This is a genomic window from Microbacterium oxydans (genome assembly GCF_900095745.1).
Classification (GTDB): domain Bacteria; phylum Actinomycetota; class Actinomycetes; order Actinomycetales; family Microbacteriaceae; genus Microbacterium; species Microbacterium oxydans_B.
Window position 1 is genome coordinate 171,051 of record NZ_FMIR01000017.1, and the last position, 20,115, is coordinate 191,165.

At 68.7% G+C, this 20,115-nt stretch carries 17 protein-coding genes; 9 read left to right on the forward strand and 8 right to left on the reverse strand.

Annotation, left to right across the window (positions count from 1 at the left end):
• Positions 1–15 precede the first annotated feature (15 nt).
• The 4 genes from BQ2383_RS11180 (at position 16) to BQ2383_RS11195 (ending at position 5,618) form a co-directional block, all read left to right on the forward strand.
• Positions 16–1,695, forward strand: coding sequence for a SulP family inorganic anion transporter (locus tag BQ2383_RS11180; protein ID WP_091033785.1), 1,680 nt, complete (start codon positions 16–18; stop codon positions 1,693–1,695).
• Complete coding sequence (locus BQ2383_RS11185) at positions 1,695–2,366, forward strand: GAP family protein (protein WP_091033788.1); 672 nt, start codon at positions 1,695–1,697, stop codon at positions 2,364–2,366. The genes BQ2383_RS11180 and BQ2383_RS11185 overlap by 1 nt, the downstream gene beginning before the upstream one ends.
• Before the next feature lie 44 nt (positions 2,367–2,410).
• Entirely contained in the window at positions 2,411–3,127 is a 717-nt protein-coding gene (locus BQ2383_RS11190) for a GAP family protein (RefSeq protein WP_091033791.1), read from the forward strand.
• Between the two features lie 148 nt (positions 3,128–3,275).
• Entirely contained in the window at positions 3,276–5,618 is a 2,343-nt protein-coding gene (locus tag BQ2383_RS11195) for an arylsulfatase (protein WP_091033793.1), read from the forward strand.
• A gap of 32 nt (positions 5,619–5,650) precedes the next feature.
• Here BQ2383_RS11195 and BQ2383_RS11200 read toward each other — a convergent pair whose 3' ends face one another.
• The 3 genes from BQ2383_RS11200 to BQ2383_RS11210 all read right to left on the reverse strand — a co-directional run bounded on the left by BQ2383_RS11200 (position 5,651) and on the right by BQ2383_RS11210 (position 10,966).
• Positions 5,651–8,242 (reverse strand): LuxR C-terminal-related transcriptional regulator, encoded by a 2,592-nt coding sequence (locus BQ2383_RS11200; protein WP_167381611.1) that lies wholly within the window; start codon positions 8,240–8,242, stop codon positions 5,651–5,653.
• A gap of 98 nt (positions 8,243–8,340) precedes the next feature.
• Positions 8,341–9,321 carry an FUSC family protein gene (locus tag BQ2383_RS11205; protein WP_244175992.1) on the reverse strand — a complete coding sequence of 327 codons (981 nt, stop codon included), beginning with the start codon at positions 9,319–9,321 and terminating at the stop codon, positions 8,341–8,343.
• Positions 9,314–10,966: a SulP family inorganic anion transporter gene (locus BQ2383_RS11210; RefSeq protein ID WP_244175993.1), complete on the reverse strand. Its 1,653-nt coding sequence runs from the start codon at positions 10,964–10,966 to the stop codon at positions 9,314–9,316. The genes BQ2383_RS11205 and BQ2383_RS11210 overlap by 8 nt, the downstream gene beginning before the upstream one ends.
• A 152-nt stretch (positions 10,967–11,118) precedes the next feature.
• On the opposite strand from BQ2383_RS11210, the gene BQ2383_RS11215 reads away from it, so the two are divergent.
• The 3 genes from BQ2383_RS11215 to BQ2383_RS11225 are packed head-to-tail and all read left to right on the forward strand — an operon-like array spanning position 11,119 to position 13,046.
• On the forward strand, positions 11,119–11,586 hold the full coding sequence (locus BQ2383_RS11215; RefSeq protein WP_244175994.1) for a MarR family winged helix-turn-helix transcriptional regulator: 468 nt from the start codon (positions 11,119–11,121) through the stop codon (positions 11,584–11,586).
• A 25-nt stretch (positions 11,587–11,611) separates the two neighbouring features.
• Positions 11,612–12,589, forward strand: a complete 978-nt coding sequence (locus BQ2383_RS11220) for a zinc-binding dehydrogenase (protein ID WP_091033799.1) — start codon at positions 11,612–11,614, stop codon at positions 12,587–12,589.
• Positions 12,590–12,644: 55 nt separating this feature from the next.
• Entirely contained in the window at positions 12,645–13,046 is a 402-nt protein-coding gene (locus tag BQ2383_RS11225; RefSeq protein ID WP_091033802.1) for a RidA family protein, read from the forward strand.
• Positions 13,047–13,081: 35 nt separating this feature from the next.
• Here BQ2383_RS11225 and BQ2383_RS11230 read toward each other — a convergent pair whose 3' ends face one another.
• The 5 genes from BQ2383_RS11230 to BQ2383_RS11250 form a co-directional block, all read right to left on the reverse strand.
• A complete protein-coding gene (locus BQ2383_RS11230) occupies positions 13,082–14,158 on the reverse strand; it encodes a DNA polymerase IV (RefSeq protein ID WP_091033804.1) in 1,077 nt (358 codons plus the stop codon).
• A 64-nt stretch (positions 14,159–14,222) separates the two neighbouring features.
• Positions 14,223–14,615 (reverse strand): DUF1304 domain-containing protein, encoded by a 393-nt coding sequence (locus BQ2383_RS11235; protein WP_091033807.1) that lies wholly within the window; start codon positions 14,613–14,615, stop codon positions 14,223–14,225.
• Between the two features lie 12 nt (positions 14,616–14,627).
• Complete coding sequence (locus tag BQ2383_RS11240) at positions 14,628–15,518, reverse strand: CPBP family intramembrane glutamic endopeptidase (protein ID WP_091033810.1); 891 nt, start codon at positions 15,516–15,518, stop codon at positions 14,628–14,630.
• Complete coding sequence (trmB, locus tag BQ2383_RS11245) at positions 15,515–16,240, reverse strand: tRNA (guanosine(46)-N7)-methyltransferase TrmB (RefSeq protein WP_091033812.1); 726 nt, start codon at positions 16,238–16,240, stop codon at positions 15,515–15,517. The genes BQ2383_RS11240 and trmB overlap by 4 nt, the downstream gene beginning before the upstream one ends.
• A gap of 54 nt (positions 16,241–16,294) precedes the next feature.
• Positions 16,295–17,134 carry a DUF3097 domain-containing protein gene (locus tag BQ2383_RS11250; protein WP_091033815.1) on the reverse strand — a complete coding sequence of 280 codons (840 nt, stop codon included), beginning with the start codon at positions 17,132–17,134 and terminating at the stop codon, positions 16,295–16,297.
• A gap of 122 nt (positions 17,135–17,256) precedes the next feature.
• On the opposite strand from BQ2383_RS11250, the gene BQ2383_RS11255 reads away from it, so the two are divergent.
• The gene (locus BQ2383_RS11255) at positions 17,257–19,299 is read left to right on the forward strand and encodes a TPM domain-containing protein (protein ID WP_091033817.1); all 2,043 of its coding nucleotides are present in this window, start codon (positions 17,257–17,259) and stop codon (positions 19,297–19,299) included.
• A gap of 58 nt (positions 19,300–19,357) precedes the next feature.
• On the forward strand, positions 19,358–20,101 hold the full coding sequence (locus tag BQ2383_RS11260; RefSeq protein WP_091033820.1) for a PspA/IM30 family protein: 744 nt from the start codon (positions 19,358–19,360) through the stop codon (positions 20,099–20,101).
• Positions 20,102–20,115 lie beyond the last annotated feature (14 nt).

A 20,115-nucleotide genomic window follows, 5' to 3' on the forward strand; every position in this document is an offset into this window, starting at 1 on the left:
CCGAAGGGAGACGATGTGCAACGTCCGCTCGCGGGTCTGACCAGGCGCAACTTCGTCACGGAGCTGACCGCCGGCGTCACGCTGCTCGCCATCGCCATCCCCCTGAACATCGGATATGCGCAGATCGCAGGACTCCCGCCGACCGCGGGACTCTATGCCCTGATCGTGCCGACGATCGTGTACGCCCTCGTCGTCTCCTCCCGGCAGCTGGTCGCCTCCCCCGACGCGGCGGCCGCCGCGCTGGTCGCCTCCTCGATCGGTGGACTCGCCGCTGCGGGTAGCGCCGACTACGCGACACTCGCCCTCGCGCAGGCGATCATCTGCGGCGGCATGTTCGTGCTCCTCGCCGTGTTCAAGCTCGGATTCCTGGCGAACTTCCTGTCGAAGCCGATCCTGGTCGGATTCGTCGGCGGCCTCGCGCTGGACATCATGGTCAGCCAGGTCGCCAAGATGCTCGGCGTCAAGATCGACTCCGGCAAGGAGTTCACGGGCAAGGTCGCCGACCTCATCGGAGGCTTCACGACCCTCAACGGCTGGGCCGTCTTGATCTCGGTCTGCTCGGTGGCTGTCCTGCTGCTCGGGCGCAGGTACCTGCACGCCGTCCCCTGGGCGCTGATCGTCCTCGTGGCGACGACGCTCGTGGTCGTCCTCACGGGTCTCGATCAACGCGGTGTCGACGTGCTCGGCGAGGTGCCCGCAGGCCCGCCCGTGCTCACCTGGCCGATGATCGACTGGTCGCTCTGGCTCGCGCTCGTGCCGTCCGCGATCGCGCTGACGCTGGTCACCACCGCGGAAGGACTCCTCGTCTCTCGCTCGTACTCCGAGAAGCACGGCTACCCGTTCCATGCCAACCGGGACCTGTTCGCGTTCGGCATCGCCAACGTCGCCGCGGGGGCTCAGGGCAGCTTCGCCGTCGGATCATCGACCTCACGCACGGCGGCCATGGACCAGGCCGGATCACGGACGCAGTTCCCCGCCCTGATCCTCGCCGTCGGAACGCTCCTGCTCCTCCTCTTCGGCACCGCTCTGTTGGCGGACATCCCGTCGCCCGCCATCGGCGCCATCGTCGGGGTCGCGATCATCCCACTCCTCGGGATCCGTGACTTCATCGATCTGTGGCGCAAGGACCGGTTCGAATTCCTGATCGGCGCCACGTGCTTCCTCGTCACCCTGTTCATCGGGTCCATCCCCGGCATCCTGATCGCGTTCGTGCTCGCGCTCATCAACATCGCGCGGCGCGCCTCCAATCCGGCCATCGACGTGCTCGAATCCAGCGGCGATCCGGGCGAGTCCCTGCTCGAGGACGCCCCCGCCGGAACCGTGACCGCTCCGGGGGTGATCATCATCCGCCTGGCCGCCCCGCTCTTCTTCGCGAACGGAGCAGTCTTCTCGAGCGCGGTGAAGGACGCCATCCGTTCGGCGGGCGACGGGGCCGTCCAGCACCTCGTCGTCGACATGGAGGCCGTGACCGATGTCGACGTCACGGGCGCCGAATCGTTCGCATCGCTCAAGGAGTGGCTCGCCGCCCGCTCGGTCTCGCTCGCGTTCAGCCGGGTCCGTCCCAATACGCTGCACCGACTCACCGGCCTCGGTCTCCTCGTGTCGGAGCAGGTCTACGCGACCAACCGTGCAGCAATCAGCGATCTCACCCGAACCACGCCGCGATCGCCGCGATCAGAGAGAGAAGGCCAGTGATGGGCACCGTCATCGGAGACATGCTTCCGCTTGCACTCGGCGTCGCGATCAGCCCGATACCGATCATTGCCGCGATACTCATGCTGCTCTCGCCGAGGGCACGCGTCACGAGCGTCGGTTTCCTCCTGGGCTGGCTCGTCGGCATCGTGGTCGCGGTCACCGTGTTCACGCTGCTGTCGTCGATCCTCCCCGAGGACGACCCCGACATCTCTCACCCGATCCGCGGTGTGGTGCAGCTCGTACTCGGCCTGCTTCTCTTCCTCCTCGCATTCGGACAATGGCGCAAGCGGCCGAAGGCCGGCGAAGAGGCCGCGCTGCCGAAGTGGATGAAGGCCATCGACACGATCACCTTCCCGGTCGCCCTGGGGCTCGGCTTCCTGCTGTCGGCGGTGAACCCGAAGAACCTGATCATGGCGGCCGGCGCCGGCACCGATATCGGCGCGGCGGCGCTTCCGGCCGGATCCGTCGTGCTCGTGATCGTCATCTACACGCTCATCGCCGCATCGACCGTCCTGGTCCCCGTGGTCGGCTATCTCTTCGCCGCCGATCGCCTCCGCGGACCGCTCGACGCCCTGCGCGGCTGGCTCGCCAAGGAGAACACCGTCATCATGGCCGTGCTGCTGCTCGTGATCGGAGTATCGATGATCGGCAAAGGCATCGGGAGCTTCTAGAACCGTCACCGCACGGGACGGGAAGACGGAAGAGAGGCACGGAGATGGGCGAACTGATCCTGGATCTCATTCCGGTCGCGCTCGGCGTCGTGCTGAGCCCGCTCGCGATCATGGCTCTCGTCGCGGTGCTGCTGTCGCAGAAAGCCAGGGCCAACGGGATCGCGTATCTGCTCGGGTGGTTCCTCGGCCTCGCCGGACTCATGGCGCTCTTCCTGTGGCTGTTCCCGGTGCTCCAGGTGCATCAACGCGGCGAACCGCCCCTGTGGGTGCCGCTCGTCCGCCTTCTCGTCGGTCTCTTCCTCGTCGCCTCCGCCGTCTGGGTGTACCGGAAGGGCCGGGTGCACATCCAGCGGATGGCGGCGGCTTCGACGCCCCGCGACGTCGTGGCCGCGTCACCCCAGCTCCCCGGCTGGCTGCATTCGGTGGAGTCTTTCCGCCCCGGGCGCACGTTCCTTCTCGGCATCGGGCTCTTCGTCCTGAACCCGGTCGACGCGTCCTGCGCCATCCTCGCCGCGCTCGACATCACCCTGTCCGACGTGGATCCGGCCGCGGGACTCTGGGTCGCAGCCGCCTTCGTCGTGGTGGGCACCCTCCCGATCGCTCTTCCCGTCGTGTACGTCGTCGTGCGCGGCCGCGACGCGCAGCCGCTGCTCGACCGCGTCCGCACGTGGATCGCCGGCAACACACACGTGCTCAACGCGGCTCTGCTCCTCGTGATCGGCGCTCTCCAGCTGCAGAAGGCGCTCGCGGCGCTGATCTGAGTGACCGGGAGCGTCTCCCGACGGGTCCCTCGCTGCGAGGTGACGGGGATCACCCGGATGAGCGTCGCGTTCCACCGGTGACAACAACCATCGCGCCGCAGTACTGTGCGGATACGGCATCGTTCCGACAGGCGAAGGGAACCAGCAAATGGCTCGCGACTTCCAGGGCAAGATCGAACTCGACGTGCGCGACTCCGTCGCGGATTGGGACGCCTATCGGGCGTCGACGCCACCGACAGGTGCACCGAACGTCCTGGTCGTGCTCTACGACGACACCGGCATGGCGGCGTGGTCGCCGTACGGTGGCCGGATCAACATGCCCACCATGGATCGGCTCGCGCAGAACGGCCTCACCTACTCGCAGTGGCACACGACCGCGCTCTGCTCGCCGACGCGATCGACGTTCCTGACCGGACGCAACCACCACCTCAACGGCTTCGCCACGATCTCGGAGTCGTCGACGGGTTTCCCGGGTTACAACTCCCACATCCCCGAGTCGAACGTCACCATGGCGCACGTGCTCCGCGACGCGGGGTGGTCGACGTTCTGGGTCGGCAAGAACCACAACGTGCCGATCGACGAGTGGACCGCCGGCGCCTCGAAGAAGCACTGGCCGCTGGCACAGGGCTACGACCGGTTCTACGGCTTCATCGGCGGCGAGACCAACAACTGGTATCCGTCGCTGGCCGAGGACAACCACTACATCGATCAGCCGTACCTCCCCGAGCAGGGCTACCACCTGTCGAAGGATCTGGCCGATCAGGCGCTCACGATGATCCGCGACGTCAAGCAGACCGAGCCGGACAAGCCCTGGTACCTCTGGTTCTGCCCCGGGGCCAACCACGCTCCCCATCACGCCCCGCAGGAGTACATCGACAAGTACAAGGGTCAGTTCGACGACGGCTACGAGGCCTACCGCGACTGGGTTCTCGCCAGGATGGTCGAGAAGGGCATCGTTCCGGCCGACACCGACCTGACCGCGCTGAACCCCATGGCCGACGGCACGTTCAACCCGACCGATGAGGTGCGCCCCTGGGACTCGCTGAATGCCGAGGAGAAGGCGATGTTCTCCCGCATGGCGGAGGTCTACGCGGGCTTCAGCGAGTACACGGATTCGCAGGTCGGCCGCATCGTCGACTACCTCGAAGAATCGGGTCAGCTCGACAACACGCTCATCCTGTACTGCGCCGACAACGGCGCGTCCGGCGAGGGCAGCCCGAACGGCTCGGTCAACGAGGGCAAGATCTTCGGTGGCTACCCCGACGACGAGGCGGAGAACCTTCGCCTCGTCGACAAGCTCGGCTCGCCCGACACCTACAACCACTACCCGACCGGGTGGGCCGCGGCGTTCTCCACGCCCTACAAGATGTTCAAGCGCTACACCTATCAGGGCGGCGTCTGCGATCCGCTCGTGATCCACTGGCCCGCCGGTATGAAGGCCCGCGGTGAGGTGCGCCATCAGTACCACCACTCGACGGACATCGTCCCGACGATCCTCGAGGCTTGCGGAGTGGAGTTCCCCGACGTCTACAACGGTGTCGAGCAGACGCCCCTGTCCGGCGTGTCGATGGCGTACTCGTTCGATGCCGAGCCGGAGGGGCCGACGCAGAAGCAGACGCAGTACTACGAGATGCTCGGCCAGCGCGGCATCTGGCACGAGGGCTGGAAGGCCGTCGCAGTCCACGGTCCGATGAGCGGCATCAGCAACTTCGACAAGGACGAGTGGGAGCTCTACCACACGGACGTCGACCGGGCCGAGGCGAAGAACCTCGCCGAGGAACATCCCGACAAGCTCGAAGAGCTCAAGGCGCTCTGGATGGACGAGGCGAAGACCAACAACGTGTTGCCGCTGAATGACCTGCAGATCATCGGCAACCCGAAGGACTTCGAGACGTTCATCGGGATGGAGTTCCACCAGCCGGCTCCGCCCTCGGGTCGGTTCGTCTACTACCCGAACACCAGCGAGGTCCCCGAGAGGTCTGCGGCGAACACGCACGGCGTCTCGTACAAGATCGCCGCCGAGGTCGAGTTCACGCCCGATACGGAGGGGGTCATCTTCGCGCACGGCTCCCGCTTCGGCGGGCACGCTCTCGTCGTGAAGGACGGCCAGGTGCACTACGTGTACAACTTCCTCGGTATCCCTCCGGAGGATCGGGTCTCCGCGCCCGTGCCGACGTCGGGGAAGCACATCATCGGGGTCGAATTCACGAAGGAGGGCATGGGCGAGCACCGCGAAGGCGTCGGCCCGGTGAAGCTGTACATCGATGACCAGGTGGTCGGCGAGAAGCAGATCCGCACGGTCCTCGGACACTTCTCCCTGTGCGGCGAAGGGCTCACGATCGGCCGCGACAGCGCGGACCCGGTGTCGTCGCTGTACGGCTACGGGTTCGACTTCGCCGGCGGCGAGATCACGAAGGTCGTGTTCGACATCGCCGACGACGCCTACCTCGACCTCGAGGCACATCTGGCAGCGGCCATGGCACGCGACTGACGCGGTTCCCGCCCTGACGGCGGCCGCGTGCGCTACTCGATCCCGAGGGCGTGCGCGGCCGCCGTCACGCTGTCCCGATCCGAGACGCCGAGCTTGCGGTAGATGTTGCGCACGTGGGTCTTGACGGTGTTCGGGGAGATGAACTCCTCTTGCGCGATCTGACGCAGCGTCGCGTTGCGGCTCAGCGCCAGCAGCACGATGCGTTCTCGATGCGTGAGCTCCGCGTCCATGAGCAGCCCCGCCGTGACGAGCCGCTCCCGGACAGTGTCGGCGAAGCGTGTCCGGGTACCGGCGGTCGCGCGCGCGCCCAGTAGACGCAGCACGGCGGGATCGGCCGCGGCGATACGGCGGACGTGCTCCTCCGGCTCGGCCAGCGAGAGCGCCAGGGAGAGCGAGGCCTGGGCCCGCTCGGAGTCACCGGTGTGCACATCGAGCGCGGCAGCGACCAGCCAGGCGTCCACCATCGAGGCCGGCAGCGCGCACGTCATCGAACCGTCGAGGACGGGGGCGAGCGTCTCGCGTGCGACCGCGTGCCGATGGTCGTGCAGAGCCGCGATCGCGCGGAGGACCACCAGTTCACCACTCGTGCCGAACGCGCGCTCGGTCTCGGCGATGAACTGGTCCCGCAGATTCGGCTCGCCCAGGCGGTCGAACGCGTGCACGGCGAAGGCGCCCAGCATCGCATACCAGTGCGGAGGGAGCGGCATGTCATCCCGAGGGAGGAGGGTTTCGAGGAGCGTGCCGGCCGCCTCATGCGGATCGGGGGCGGCTTCGGCGCTCAGCAGCGCCATCAGCCCTTGCAGACCTCGCGAGATCGCCGGCTCGGAGCCCGAATGGATGATCGCCTCCGCCGCGCGGAAGGTCTGCTCTGCGTCGACCGCCTGCAGACGTTCGTACGGGACCCAGTACCGCCACACCCGGGTCACCTCGTAGAAGGGATCGTCCGGCATTCCGAGTTCGCGCCATCGGGCGTCCAGTCGCGCCCCCGAGGCGAGAACGTCGCGCATCCTGCCTCGGAAGAGGGCGCTGGTGTTGAGGACGGCGGATGCCTGGAGCTCCGCCGTGATCGCGTCGACCGCTCGCGCCTGATCGGCAGCGGAGCGCGCATAGCGCTCGGCGCGGTCCAGGTGACCGACATACAACTCCCCCATCGCCGCCTGCAGGAACGCATACGTGTCGAGCTGGGTCTCTCCCGTGACGGTGTCGAACGCACGCCCGAGCCGCGCGAGGGCTTCCGTGATCCCTCCGCGGCGCACGGCCGTGTGCAGATCAAGTCCCGTCAGCCACTGACGGGTCGCCGGCGACGTGTCCTGGTCGCGTACCGTCGCGAGGACGGCTGCCGCCGCCGAGGCATCGCCGCGGGCGAGTTCCGCGGCGGCGACCAGCATCTGCACCGCGGCGTCCGACCGCAGCGGAGCGGGCATCGTCCCGATCGCCTCGATCACGGCGCAGGCGTGCCCCGTCAGGATCAGTTGCATCCCGCACCGGCGCAGAACCACGGAGATACACGCCGGATCCGAGCTCTGCGTGGCGTGTCGCAGCGCCGGAAGATGCTCCTGCTGCTCGGCGAACCATTCGGCGGTGTCCTTCTCGAGGTGGTCGATGACGGCCCGCCCCCGATCCCGCAGGCGTGCGGCGAGGAACTCCCGCAGCAGCGGGTGATAGTGGTACCAGACGGGATCGCTACCGTGCCGGCCCATCAGCACACTGAGCTGGATGAGCCTCTCCACGAGGGCGGCGGCGGGAGCACCGGGAGACAGCCGGTACGCGAGATCAAGCGAGAACGCCTCCGGGACGGACGTGACGAGGAGGAACTCGCGAAGCTCCTCATCCAGGTCGGCGAAGACTTCCTCGAGGAAGTAGTCGACCAGCGCAGGCGCATCCCCGCGGAGAGGTCTGTCGGTGATGTCGGCGTGCTGCAGCCCGGCGAGCACCATGAGGCGGAGTCCCGCGGCCCAGCCCTCGGTCCGCTGGAGAATCGTCGTGATCTCCCCCTGCGAGACCGTGATCCCGTTGGCCCGGAAGAAGGACCGCACCTCGGCGGGGGTGAACGCCAGATCGGCGTTGTCGAGCTCGAGCGCGATTCCGGCGATACGACGCCGCGCCACGCGGATCAGCCGCGTGCCGCGCCCGGAGAGGACGACGTGCGCGTTGCCGGGGACAGCCTGGACGAACGCCGACAGCATGTCGGCCAGTTCCGGTGTCCCGATCAGGTGGACGTCGTCGAAGACGACCACGATCCGTCGCGGCGTTGCCCGCAGAACCCGCGCGAGCGAGCGCGCCGAGTCGTCCGACGCCGCTCGCGGAACCGTGGCCAGGCTCTCGCGAAGCCTCCCATCCGGGATCCGTTCGAGCGCTGCGCGAAGGAGAGAGAGCTCACGGTCGCCGCGCTGGAAGGAGACCCACACCACCTCGGTGTCCGGTTCCACGTCGATCATCTCCGCCCAGCTGGCGAGGAGCCTGGTCTTGCCGGCTCCGGCCGGGGCGGTGACGAGCGTCAAGGTCCAGGGCTCGTCCATCGCGGCCGTGAGCCGGTCGAGCAGTCGTGGACGCGCGACGTCATCCTCGCCCGCCTCGGGGACGAACGTCCTCGGTGCATCGTCGTCGCCGATGCTCTCCGTCATGGGAACCCCCCGGTCCATCGTTCGACGCCAGGCCAGCAGATATCCGCAGTATGACACCGCGCAGATAAGGGCTCAAGCGCTTCCGAGAGGACGAATGTCTAGACCGAGGTCGACCTCCGTCGAAGAGCGAGCAACGACAGGAGAGACGGCACGGCTGCCCCGAAGAAGAGCGCCAGCCCGACGCCGAGAAGCGTCTCCAGTGCCCGCTCGAGGAAGCGTGCTCCGGGCTGCTCCGTGGAGTTCACCAGGATGAAGGTCAGGGCGATGAACGTCGTGAAGCCCGGGGCCACATACCAGCGGCTCCCCTGGGTAGCACACAGGGCACCGACCACGACGCCGGCCACGACGCCGATGAGGAGATCTCCCGGCGCGAGGACTGCGAAAGCGGCGGCGGCGAAAGCACCGACGAGCACCGAGATCGCCCGGCCGATGCTGCGCGATATGAGCTGCCCGCGCACGGGACGCATCACGAGCAGCACCGCCGCCGTCGCCCAGCCGACGTGCTGCAGATCGAGGAGGAAGCCCACAGCGGCGGCGATCGCAGCTGCGGCACCGAGAAGGAGCCCGTAGACCAGCATCGCCCGACCTCGCGGCACAGGGGCTGCGGGCGGCGGCGGGCCATCTCGCTCCGGCCAGAGCAGGGAGACGAGCCACGCGTACAGCGATCCCGCCACCATGCTTCCCGCGAGCCCGACGGCTGCCGATGACCAGGGGAAGCTCAGACCGATGCCGATCATCGGCAGGACGAGGATCAGCACGAGCTGCGCCAGGCGCCCATGCACCGCATTGATGCACGCGAGCACGGCCGCGCCGAAAACCGCGACGACGGCGACGGCGGGCACGGTGGCGAGCAGCGACCCCACGAGCAGCCCGATCGCACTGAGACCTCCGACGAGGAGGATGACCGCGCGACCGCGTCGCCGAGGCGGAAGCCGGAACGCCGCCGCGGGAAGAACACCGACGGCGAGAGCGAGACCGAGCGTCGGGCTGAAGGGAGTGACGACCATGGCGGGCAGGGCGAAAGCGATACCGAGACCGAACCTCGCCCACTGCCAGGTCAGGCCGGCCTGGTCATCCACCCCGACCGCCTCCCGCCGCTTCTGGGCGATGGGCGGTGGCGGCCGCCTCCATCCCCTCCCGCACGGTGTCGTGCACGCGACCGGCCGCGCGCAGCGCCGTGAACCACGGCGTGCGTCCGGCGACAGCGGCGGCCGGTTCAGGGAGCGCGGCCAGGTGAAGCTCCGTGTCGCGCTGCGCGAGCTCCCGGTCGAGGTTCTCGAGCGCCTCGAGCACGGTGATGGTCATGACCTCCTGCTGCCTCATCCCGAGCACGAGAGCCGCGACCTCCTCTTCCTCGCCGTCGACGATCTCGAGAAGCCTGCGCTCGTTGACCAGCGCATTCGCGGTGTACAGCCCGCGCTCCAGGTGGATGCCGAGCACGCCGGCGATCCTTCCCACCACGCGGATCTTCGGGACGTTCACTTCGCGCAGCACGAGGATCAGCGTCACCACGACGCCGACGGCGACGGCCGACAACAATCCCGCGGTGAGCCCGATGATCGCGACCGACAGCGCGATCCAGAAGTCGACTCGGCTGATCCGAGCCCATCGCACCAGCTCCGGGACGTTGATGAGTCCCGCGACCGCGACGAAGACCATGGCGGCCAGGGTGGCCTCGGGCATGAGACTGAGGACAGGGCCGAGGAACAGGGCGACCAGGATGGCGAGCACGACCGTGACGACCGTCGCCAGCTGGGATCGCGCCCCGGCACTCTGGTTCACCGCGCTCTGCGAGAAACCACCCGCCGCGGGCATGGTGCCGAAGAACGAGCCGACCGTGTTCGCCGCACCGGTCGCGAAGAGTTCCTGGTTGCTGTCGATCTGCGGTTCGTCCGCGGTGCGCAGGCTTCGGGCGACGGCTGCGGACTCGAGAAAGGCCATGACGGCGATCGCGAGGGCACCGGGAACGAGCGCGGTGACCTGCGCCAGGTCGGGCAATCCGGGAACGGGCAGTCCGCTCGGCACGGCGGCGATGAGACCCACTCCGAGTCGGTCGATCCCGCCGAGCCAGACCAGGAGGATGCCGCCGACCACGACGACCAGTGTTCCCGGGACCTTCGGCGCCCAGCGCTTCAGCACCACCAGCAGCACCACTGAGCCTGCCGACAGCGCGACCGTCGGCCAGTTGACGCTGCCGAACGCCTCTCCGACGGCGCCCAGCGATCGGAAGAACCCGTGCCCCGAGAAGTTGTAGGTCTCCCCCAGCAGCTTCGGCAGCTGGCCGACGGCCACCGTGGCGCCGACGCCGATCTTGAGTCCGAGCACCGTGGCGCCGCTGATGTTCTCGACGAGGGAGCCGAGTCGGCCGAGCCGGGCGAGAAGCAGTATCACCCCGACCAGCAGCGTGAGCATCATCAGGGAGCCGATCGCGTCCTCCGCACCGGCCGCCACTCCCGCGGAGACGAGCGTCGTCGCAGTCAGCGTCGCGATCGTCGACGTCGTCGAGACGCTCATCGCCCGGCTGCCTCCGAGGGCCGCATAGACCACCATCGGCACGATGCACGTGTACAGACCCACCTGGACGGGAAGGTTCGCGATCGTCGCGTACGCCATCGCCTGCGGGATCACCACGGCACCGGCGGAGAGTCCGGCGACCACGTCTCGGACGACCCATCTGGTCTGGTAACCCGCGAGCGTGCTGAACAGCCAGGACGGTCTGGTCACTGCATCCTCCTGCCTCCGTGTGATCGTCTGGCCGAGCGTACTGCGGCGGAGACTCGCCATGAACCGCATCTCACCCTGCCCGGGTGGCCCTCCAAGCTATCGAACCGTCCACTTAAGTTGTGCACAATTCAATCGCGTGCAATACTCAGTGCATGGCCATGACCGACGAGATGGTGTGCTTCTCGCTGTACTCCGCATCACGCGCGACCACGCAGGCGTACCGCACACTTCTGGCGCCCTGGGGGCTCACCTACCCGCAGTACCTCGTGCTCGCCGCGCTGTGGATCGAGGGCGAGCAGACCATCGGCTCGCTGGGTGCGGTGATGCGCCTCGACTCCGGCACACTCTCGCCCCTCGTACGCCGCCTGGAACAGGCAGGGCTCGTCACTCGGGTCCGCGGCGCGGCGGACGAGCGGGTCGTCACGGTACAGCTCACCGCGCGCGGTCAGGCGCTTCGCTCCGAGGTCGCCCCGATCCACAGCGCGGTCGCCGAAGCCGCCGGCCTGAGCGACGACGACCGTCGCCGCGAGCTCATCAGTGAATTGCACGACATCACCGAACGGCTCCAGCGCCTCACCGCAGGTCTCGCCGAGCCCGCACCCGCGGACCACACCCACTGAACCCCTCCACCCGAAAAGGATTCCCATGCGCGCACTCATCCACCCGACGTTCGGCGATCCCGAGCAGGTCCTCCGGATCGAAGACCGCCCCCTGCCCGAGCCCGGCGCCGGCCAGGTTCGTCTTCGGACGCTCCTCTCCCCCATCCACAACCACGATCTGTGGACCGTCCGCGGTACATACGGCTTCAAGCCCGAGCTCCCGGCCGCGTCGGGCACCGAGGCGCTCGGCGTCGTCGATGCTCTCGGCTCGGGCGTCGAACACCTCGCCGTCGGTCAGCGCGTCGCGACGGGCGGCACGTTCGGCGCGTGGTCGGAGTACTTCCTCGCGAACGCCGCCGGCCTGATCCCCGTTCCCGATGCACTCTCGGACGAGGACGCGGCGCAGCTGGTCTCGATGCCGTTCAGCACGATCACCCTGCTGCGTTTCCTCGACGTGAAGCCGGGCGACTGGATCGTGCAGAACGCGGCGAACGGCGCGGTCGGCCGTATGCTCGCGCAGCTCGGTGCCGCACGCGGCATCAACGTCCTCGGACTCGTCCGCCGCACGGCGGGCATCGAAGAACTCCGGACCCAGGGCATCGAGGGCGTCGTCGCCACGGATCAGGACGACTGGCGGGAGCAGGTGGCACGCATCACCGGTGGCGCACCGATCGTCGCGGGAGTCGACTCCGTCGGCGGGTCTTCGGCGGGCGACGTGCTGTCGCTCCTCGCCGAGGGCGGCACCCTCGTGGCCTTCGGGGCCATGAACTCCCCCACGATGGAGATCGCCTCCTCCGACGTCATTTTCAAGCAGGCAACCGTGAAGGGCTTCTGGGGCAGCAAGGTCATGCCCAGCCTCGACCCCGCAACCCGGGGCGAACTGTTCGGCGAGCTGGTCCAGCGCGTCAGCGATGGCACCCTGACCCTTCCGGTCGCCGGCATCTTCGACGCCGCCGACATCGGCGCGGCCGTGCAGGCGAGCAACACCGCCGGACGCATCGGAAAGGTGCTGCTGCGCTTCTGATCCACGCCTCGACATCGGGGTTCCGCACGTCGGAGCCCCGGTGCAGAGTATGGGCATGGAGATCACACTCGCCAGCCCCGCGGGGCTCGTCGTCAGTCCTGCTTTCAGCCACGTCGCCGTCGTCCCACCCGGCGCGACCACGATCTACGTCGGCGGCCAGAACGGCGTCGATTCCACGGGGGCGATCGTCTCCGCCGATGCCGCCGAGCAATCCCTGCGCGCCGTCGAGAATGCCCGCATCGCGCTGGAGTCCGCGGGCGCAGGTCTCGACGACGTGATCAGCTGGACGGTCCTGATCCATCAAGACGCCGACCTCCGCGCGGCCTACGGGGCGGTCGCCTCCAGGCTCGCGCGAGAAGGCGCACCGCCTCTGGTCACGGCGGCTCTCGTCGCCGGACTCGGTGTTCCGGGTGCGCTCATCGAGGTGAGCGCGGTGGCTGCCGTCATCCGGGGCTGATCCCCCGGGCCCGGTGCCACGTCCCGGCCGCCGACTCAGATCCTCCCTCGGACCGGCGTCCGCTCCGCCGCGTCTCCCTCGTCCGGCATCGTCATCTCCGCTCGCACGCCCAGGAGACGGACCTCCCGCTCAGTGTCGAGGGTCTCGGCGAGCGCGAGGGCGGTCGCCACGAATTCCTCCGGATCGGTCGTCGGTGCAGAGAGCTTGCGCCCGAGCGTCTTCGTCTCGAACGGCGCGTACCGCACCTTGAGATGCGCGCGGACGACGGGTCTTCCTTCGGCGGCGCAGTCATCGAAGGCCTGAACGGCGAGTTCCCGGACAGCGGTGGTGACCTGCTCGGTCGTCGTGAGGTTCTGCTGGTAGGTCGTCTCGCGGCTGTGGCTGCGTGCCACCCACGGGGTGTCGTCGACGACACTCGGCCCCCGGCCCGAGCCGAGCCCGTGATACCAGACCCCCATCCGCGGACCGAACTCCGCGACGAGCGCCTGCTCGTCGGCGTCCGCGAGTTCTCGTACCGTCGTGATCCCGTGTGCGGCCAGTCGCTTCTGCACCTTGGAGCCGACGCCCCACAGGTCACGGGTGGGCTTGTCGCCCATCACCTCGAACCAGTTATCCGCCGTCAGCCGGAAGATCCCCCGCGGCTTTCCGAACTCGGTCGCGATCTTGGCACGCACCTTGTTGTCCCCGATGCCGACGGAGCAGTGCAGCTCCGTCGCGGCCAGCACGGCCGCCTGTGCAGCGGTGGCGATCCGCTCCGGGTCCTCCGTCGTCACGCCGAGGAAGCACTCATCCCATCCGATGACCTCGAGCACCACGTCGGGCAGCGACCGGAGCGCGGCCATCACCTCGCCGGAGGCGACCGCGTACGCTTCCTGGTCCACGGGCAGGAAGACGGCGTCCTCCGGAGCCTTGCGTGCCGCGATCTTGAGAGGCATCCCCGAGCCGATGCCGTAGGCGCGCGCCTCGTAGGATGCGGTCGACACGACGGCGCGCTCCGTGGGGTCACCGCGCCCGCCCACGATCACCGGGAGTCCGGCGAGCTCCGGTCTGCGCAGCACCTCGACCGCGGCGATGAACTGATCCATGTCCACGTGCAGCACCCAGTCGGCCATGCAACGAGTGTGGCGGCTGGAAGCGCGCGTGTCACCCCGCTCCGGGCTCCCGGTCGGTCGGCGATCAGCCGATCGCGACGCCGATCGCGGTGACGACCACGGCGAGCAGGGGAAGCGTCCCCTGCATCAGTGCGGCACGCGCCTTCGCGCGGTCCGAGAGGATGAGCACCAGTGCGGCGGCGAGCATCATCGCAGTGCCGGCGAACACCAGGGTCAGTCCGACGGTGGCCGAACCGACGATCACGAGGCCGATACCGAGCAGGGTCGTGAGTGCGAGGAAGAGGTTGTAGAAGCCCTGATTGAAGGCCAGCTGCTTCATCGTGACGGCATCCGCCTCGTTGGCGACGCCGAAGATCTTCCTCGTCTCCGGCTCGGTCCACCGCAGCGACTCGAGCGCGAAGATGAAGACGTGGAACGCAGCGGCGGCTGCGGCGAGGACGAGACCGACGATGAGCATGTGCTGATTCTGTCAGACCAGGAAGATCGGCAGCAGCCCGGGGTTGTGCGCGTGCACGAGCACCGCGAACACCACGGCGTCGAACAGCAGGTGCACGGTGACGACGTAGGCGAGCGAATGGGTGCGCAGGAAGATGTAGCCCTGCAGGAGCGCGAACGGGATCGTCAACAACGGGCCCCACTCGCGGTATCCCAGCTCCCAGAGGAACGAGACGAACACGATCGCCTGCAGCAGGTTCGCGACCAGGTTCGGAAAGTGACGACGCAGCAGCGCGAACACCGTGCAGATGAAGAACAGCTCGTCCCAGATGCCCACAGCGCCGACGCCGACGAACAGCCGTGCGATGAGCTCGGGCGTGTCGACGACCGGCCAGTTCTGGTAGACGCCGCTGGTGATGAAGTAGAAGGGCAGGATCAGCCACCCCAGGATCAGCACCGCCACCAGCCATCCCCACTGCAGACGACCCCATCGACGGTGCGTGCGCCACGGGAAGCTGATGGCGCGGTCGCGGTAGACGAACCGGGAGATGACGTAGGGCACAGCGACCGCACCACCCAGCGCGAGCGTGAAACGCAGCATCGCGAGGTTGTCGAGTTCTGCGGCGAGCGGGATGATGCTGACGATCAGCAGACCGACGGCGATCAGGGAGAGGTCCCTGGTGAGCGAGGGCGGCCGATGCACGCCGATCACCCTCGCGGTCTCCCGCTGTGCGCCCATGCTCACGACCTGGTCCTCAGCCGGCCGCCCGCGTTCGAGCAGCCAGGCGATCACGATCCCCAGCGCGAGCAGCGCCCAGCCCAACCACGGGATCTCCAGCACGAAGAACGCCGGGGCAGCGGCACAGACGAGTAACGCCGGCACGAAGGCGAGGCGCAGCGTCGTCTCGCGCCGCACCTCGGTCACGCGCGCGCCCTGCGCCGGTAGACCAGATCGCGGATGTCGCGCCCCTTCGCGATGCCCTTGCGCTCGAACGCCGTCATCACCCGGCCATCGAAGCGCTCAGCCCACTCCCCGTCGAACGCGCGCTCGAACAGCGGCTCGGCGTCGAGCACCTCGCGCATCTGCAGCGCGTAGTCCTCCCAGTCGGTCGCGAGACGCAGCAGGCCGCCGTCGTTCAGCGCCCTCGCCGCGGTGTCACCGAAACCCGGCCGCACCAGGCGCCGCTTGGTGTGCTTCTTCTTGTGCCACGGATCGGGGAAGAAGATCCAGACCTCGCGGGCCGCAGCCTCGGGAAGGTATGACGACAGCACCTCCGGCGCGTTCGCCTCGACGACCCGGACGTTGCGGGCGCCCTCCCTGTCCGCATCGAGCATCGTCCGCGCGAGGCCGGCGCGGAAGACTTCGACGGCGAGGAAGTCATCATCGGGGCGGGACGAGGCCGCCGCGACGATCGCGTGTCCCTGCCCGGAGCCGATCTCCACGTAGAGGTCGGCGGCACGGCCGTACTCGGTCGCGGGATCGAGGCGGGCCTCCGGGTGCACCGAGGTCCAGGCGACGTCGCGCGGGACGTCGAGCAGGTAGTGCGGGCCGAGCTCGGTGAAGGCGCGCTCCTGCGCCTCGGACATCCGGCCGCTGCGGCGTACGAACGACACCGGCTCGTCTCGGAAGGTACGGGGTTCGGGCATGATTCCAGGGTAGTCGTCGGCGCCCCGCGCTCCCTGCGTCCGCGGTGGCGGCGTTCAACCCGCCGGGGCCGTGACGAAGTCGATGAGCTCCTCCACACGGCCGAGCAGTGCGGGTTCCAGGTCCCGGTAGGTGGTCACCTTCGAGAGGATGTGCTGCCAGGCGCGAGCGATGTCGGCCTGTGTCTCATGGGGCCACCCGAAGGCCCGGCAGATCCCGACCTTCCACTCGATCCCGCGCGGGATCTCCGGCCACTTCGCGATGCCGAGGGCACGCGGGGTGACGCACTGCCAGACGTCGATGAAGGGGTGCCCGACGATGCGGAGGTGTCGGCCGTGCGGGCCGCGCGCGATAGCCTGCGCGATCCTGGTCTCCTTGGAACCCGGCACGAGGTGGTCCACCAGCACGCCGTACCTGCGGGTGGCGCTGGGCGGCTCGGCGGTCAGCAGGTCGTCGAGCAGGTCGACTCCCTGCAGGAACTCGACGACCACACCCTCGACACGCAGATCGGCGCCCCAGACCTTCTCCACCAGCTCGGCATCGTGCCTGCCCTCGACGAGGATGCGGCTGGGCAGGGCGACGCGTGCGCGCTGATCCGCGACGACGAACGATCCGGATGCGGTGCGCCGCGGACCCTGGTCCTTCGCCGCCGGCACGACGAGGCGCACCGGTGCGCCGTCTATGAGGAACCCGCCGCCGAGCGGGAACAGCCGTCGACGGCCGACGCGGTCCTCCAGCTCGACGTTGCCGCCCTGCACGCGGGTGACCGCGCCGCAGAAGCCGTCATCGGCGACCTCGACGACGAGATCCGCCTCCGCCGCGACCTGCGGCACCTTCTTCGCGCCGCGGTCGCGCCAGCCTGTCGCCAGCACATCCGAACCGTACATGTCGTCCATGCCTTCCAGGGTATGTGCCTCCGCTGAGGGCGAACGGCGAACCCGCCGCTGGTGCTGTCGCGTGTCGGGCTCTGTGCATAGACTCATGGCATGGGGCTCGGCTGCCGGTCGGAGGGAACACGATGACGAAACGGTGGCTCACGCTGGCCGCACTCGCGCTGGCCGCCGTGGCAGGAGCGTTCACCGCGTCCGCCGCCTCCGCCACCGATCCGCTCACCCTCGATTCCGGATACGTCACCGACCAGGCCGACGTTCTCAGCGCCGATGAAGAGGCCACGGTCGAGACCAGGCTCGAGGAGCTGACCGCCAACTCGAACGCCGACCTGTTCGTGGTGCTCGTCGACGACTTCACCAATCCGAGCGACAACGTCAAATGGGCTGACACCGTCGCCGACAGCAACAACCTCGGCAGCGAGCAGTATCTCCTCGCGATCGCGGTGGACGGCCGCAGCTACTACATCTCGGCGGCGCCCGACGGGCCGGTGAGCTTCGACCAGCTCGACGCCATCGAAGACAAGATGGTCCCGCTCGCCGCCGACGGCGACTGGGTCGGGGCGATCACTCTCGCCGCCGACGAGATCCAGGGCGACGGGGGTGCCGGAGCGCTCCGTGTCACGCTGATCGTGGTGGCCGTCATCGCCGCCGCTCTGCTCATCTGGCTCATCGTCGCGCTCGTCCGACGCGCGCGGCGCAAGGCCGAGATCCGCCGACGCGGCGCGATGCCGGAGACACCCGACCCCGCTGATCCGTTCTCCACCCTCACCGACGAGCAGGTCGAGACGCAGGCCGGGCTCGCACTCGTGCAGGCCGATGACGCCATCACCTCCAGCAAGGAGGAGCTCGGCTTCGCGGTCGCACAGTTCGGCGAGGGCGCGACCGAGGAGTTCACCCGCGTCGTCGACGCGGCGAAGGCCAAGATCGCTGAGGCCTTCGACCTCAAGCAGAAGCTCGACGACGAGATCGAGGACACGATCCACGACCGTCGGGCCTGGCACATCCGCATCATCCGGATCGCCGAAGAGATCGACGATGTGCTCGACGACAACACCGAGGCCTTCGACGCCCTTCGCAAACTCGAGCAGAATGCGCCGCAGGAACTCGAGAGGGTCCGCGGCGAACGCGCGGCACTGACCCCGATCCTCGCCGCCGCCGCACCGGCTCTGTCCGCGCTGTCGGCGACGTACGACCCGGCGGCCCTGAGCACGGTCGCCGACAACCCCGCGCAGGCACAGGAGCGAGCCGACCTGGCCGACCGCTCGATCGAGGCGGCCGCCCAGGCGATCGCGGCCGGCCGATCCGGCGAAGCCGCCTTCGCGATCCGCACCGCCGAACAGTCGGTCGCACAGGCCGCCCAGCTCGCCCAGGCGGTCTCGACCTTGGGCGCCGAGCTGGCCGCCATCGAGACACAGTCGCAGGCGCTGGTCACGGAACTGCAGGCCGACCTCGCCGCGGCACAGCAGCTGCCCGACACGACCGGTGCGATCGCGGCGGCCTCCTCCGCGACCGCGCAGCAGCTCCAGCTGGCGCAGGCCGACCTCGCCAGCACGAAGCGCAATCCGCAGCGGGTGCTCGAGGCGCTCAGCGCCGCGAACGCCCAGATCGATGCGGCAATCGCCCAGGGCCGAGAAGGCGTCGAGCGCTCGCGCCGCGTGCAGCAGATGCTCGAGCCGACCCTCGCACAGGCGAATTCCGAGATCCGTGCGGCACGCGAGTTCATCGAGACCCGCCGCGGCACCGTCGGTTCGACCGCACGAACCCGGCTCGCCAACGCCGAGGCCAGTCTCACCCAGGCGTTGAACCTGCGCGCCACCGACCCCGAGGCGTCTCTGGCCGAGGCCAACCGCGCACTCGCCCTCGCCGGCCAGGCCACTTCTGCCGCGCAATCCGACGTCCAGGCGTACAACCCGCCCGGGTACGACAGCGGCTGGGGCAGCCCGTTCGGCGGATCCAACTCCTCGTCCGGCGGCTCCGGAATCGGCGGGGACATCCTCGGCGGCATCATCGGCGGACTCCTCGCCGGCGGTGGCGGCGGGTCGTCCCGTCGAAGCAGCAGCAGCGGCTGGCGCTCCTCCGGGGGCGGCGGCTTCCGCAGCTCCGGTTTCGGCGGCGGGGGATCCCGCGGCGGTGGAGGCCGCAGCGGTCGATCCGGAGGTAGACGCTTCTGATCCGCCACACAGACATTTACGCCAAGCTCTCGAAGACGCCCTCTGAAAGGAACCACGCATGACCAAGCAGTCCATCTTCGGACGTATCTCGACCCTCGTCCGCGCGAACATCAACTCCCTCCTGGACTCCGCGGAAGACCCGCAGAAGATGATCGACCAGCTCGTTCGCGACTACACGAACAGCATCGCCGACGCCGAGTCCGCGATCGCCGAGACCATCGGCAACCTGCGACTCCTCGAGCGTGACCACGAGGAAGACGTCCAGGCTGCGACCGAGTGGGGCAACAAGGCCCTCGCCGCCAGCCGCAAGGCCGACGAGATGCGCAACAGCGGCGATGCCACGGACGCCGACAAGTTCGACAACCTCGCCAAGATCGCCCTGCAGCGCCAGATCAGTGCCGAGCGCGAGGCCACCGGCGCCGAGCCTCAGATCGCCGCCCAGACCGAGATCGTCGACAAGCTCAAGAGCGGCCTCAACGGCATGAAGGACAAGCTCGTCGAGCTCAAGAACAAGCGCAGCGAGCTTCTCGCGCGCGCCAAGGTCGCGGAGGCGCAGACCAAGGTGCAGGACGCTGTCGGCTCGATCAACGTGCTCGACCCCACCAGCGAGCTGGGCCGGTTCGAAGACAAGGTCCGCCGCCAGGAGGCCATCGCTCAGGGCAAGATCGAGCTCGCGGCGTCGAGCCTCGACGCACAGTTCGAGAGCCTGGAAGACCTCGGCGAACTGACCGAGGTCGAGGCTCGTCTCGCCGAGCTCAAGGCCGGCGGCAGCGCTCCCCGTCAGGCCATCGAAGGCAACTGACACCACCAGCGGAT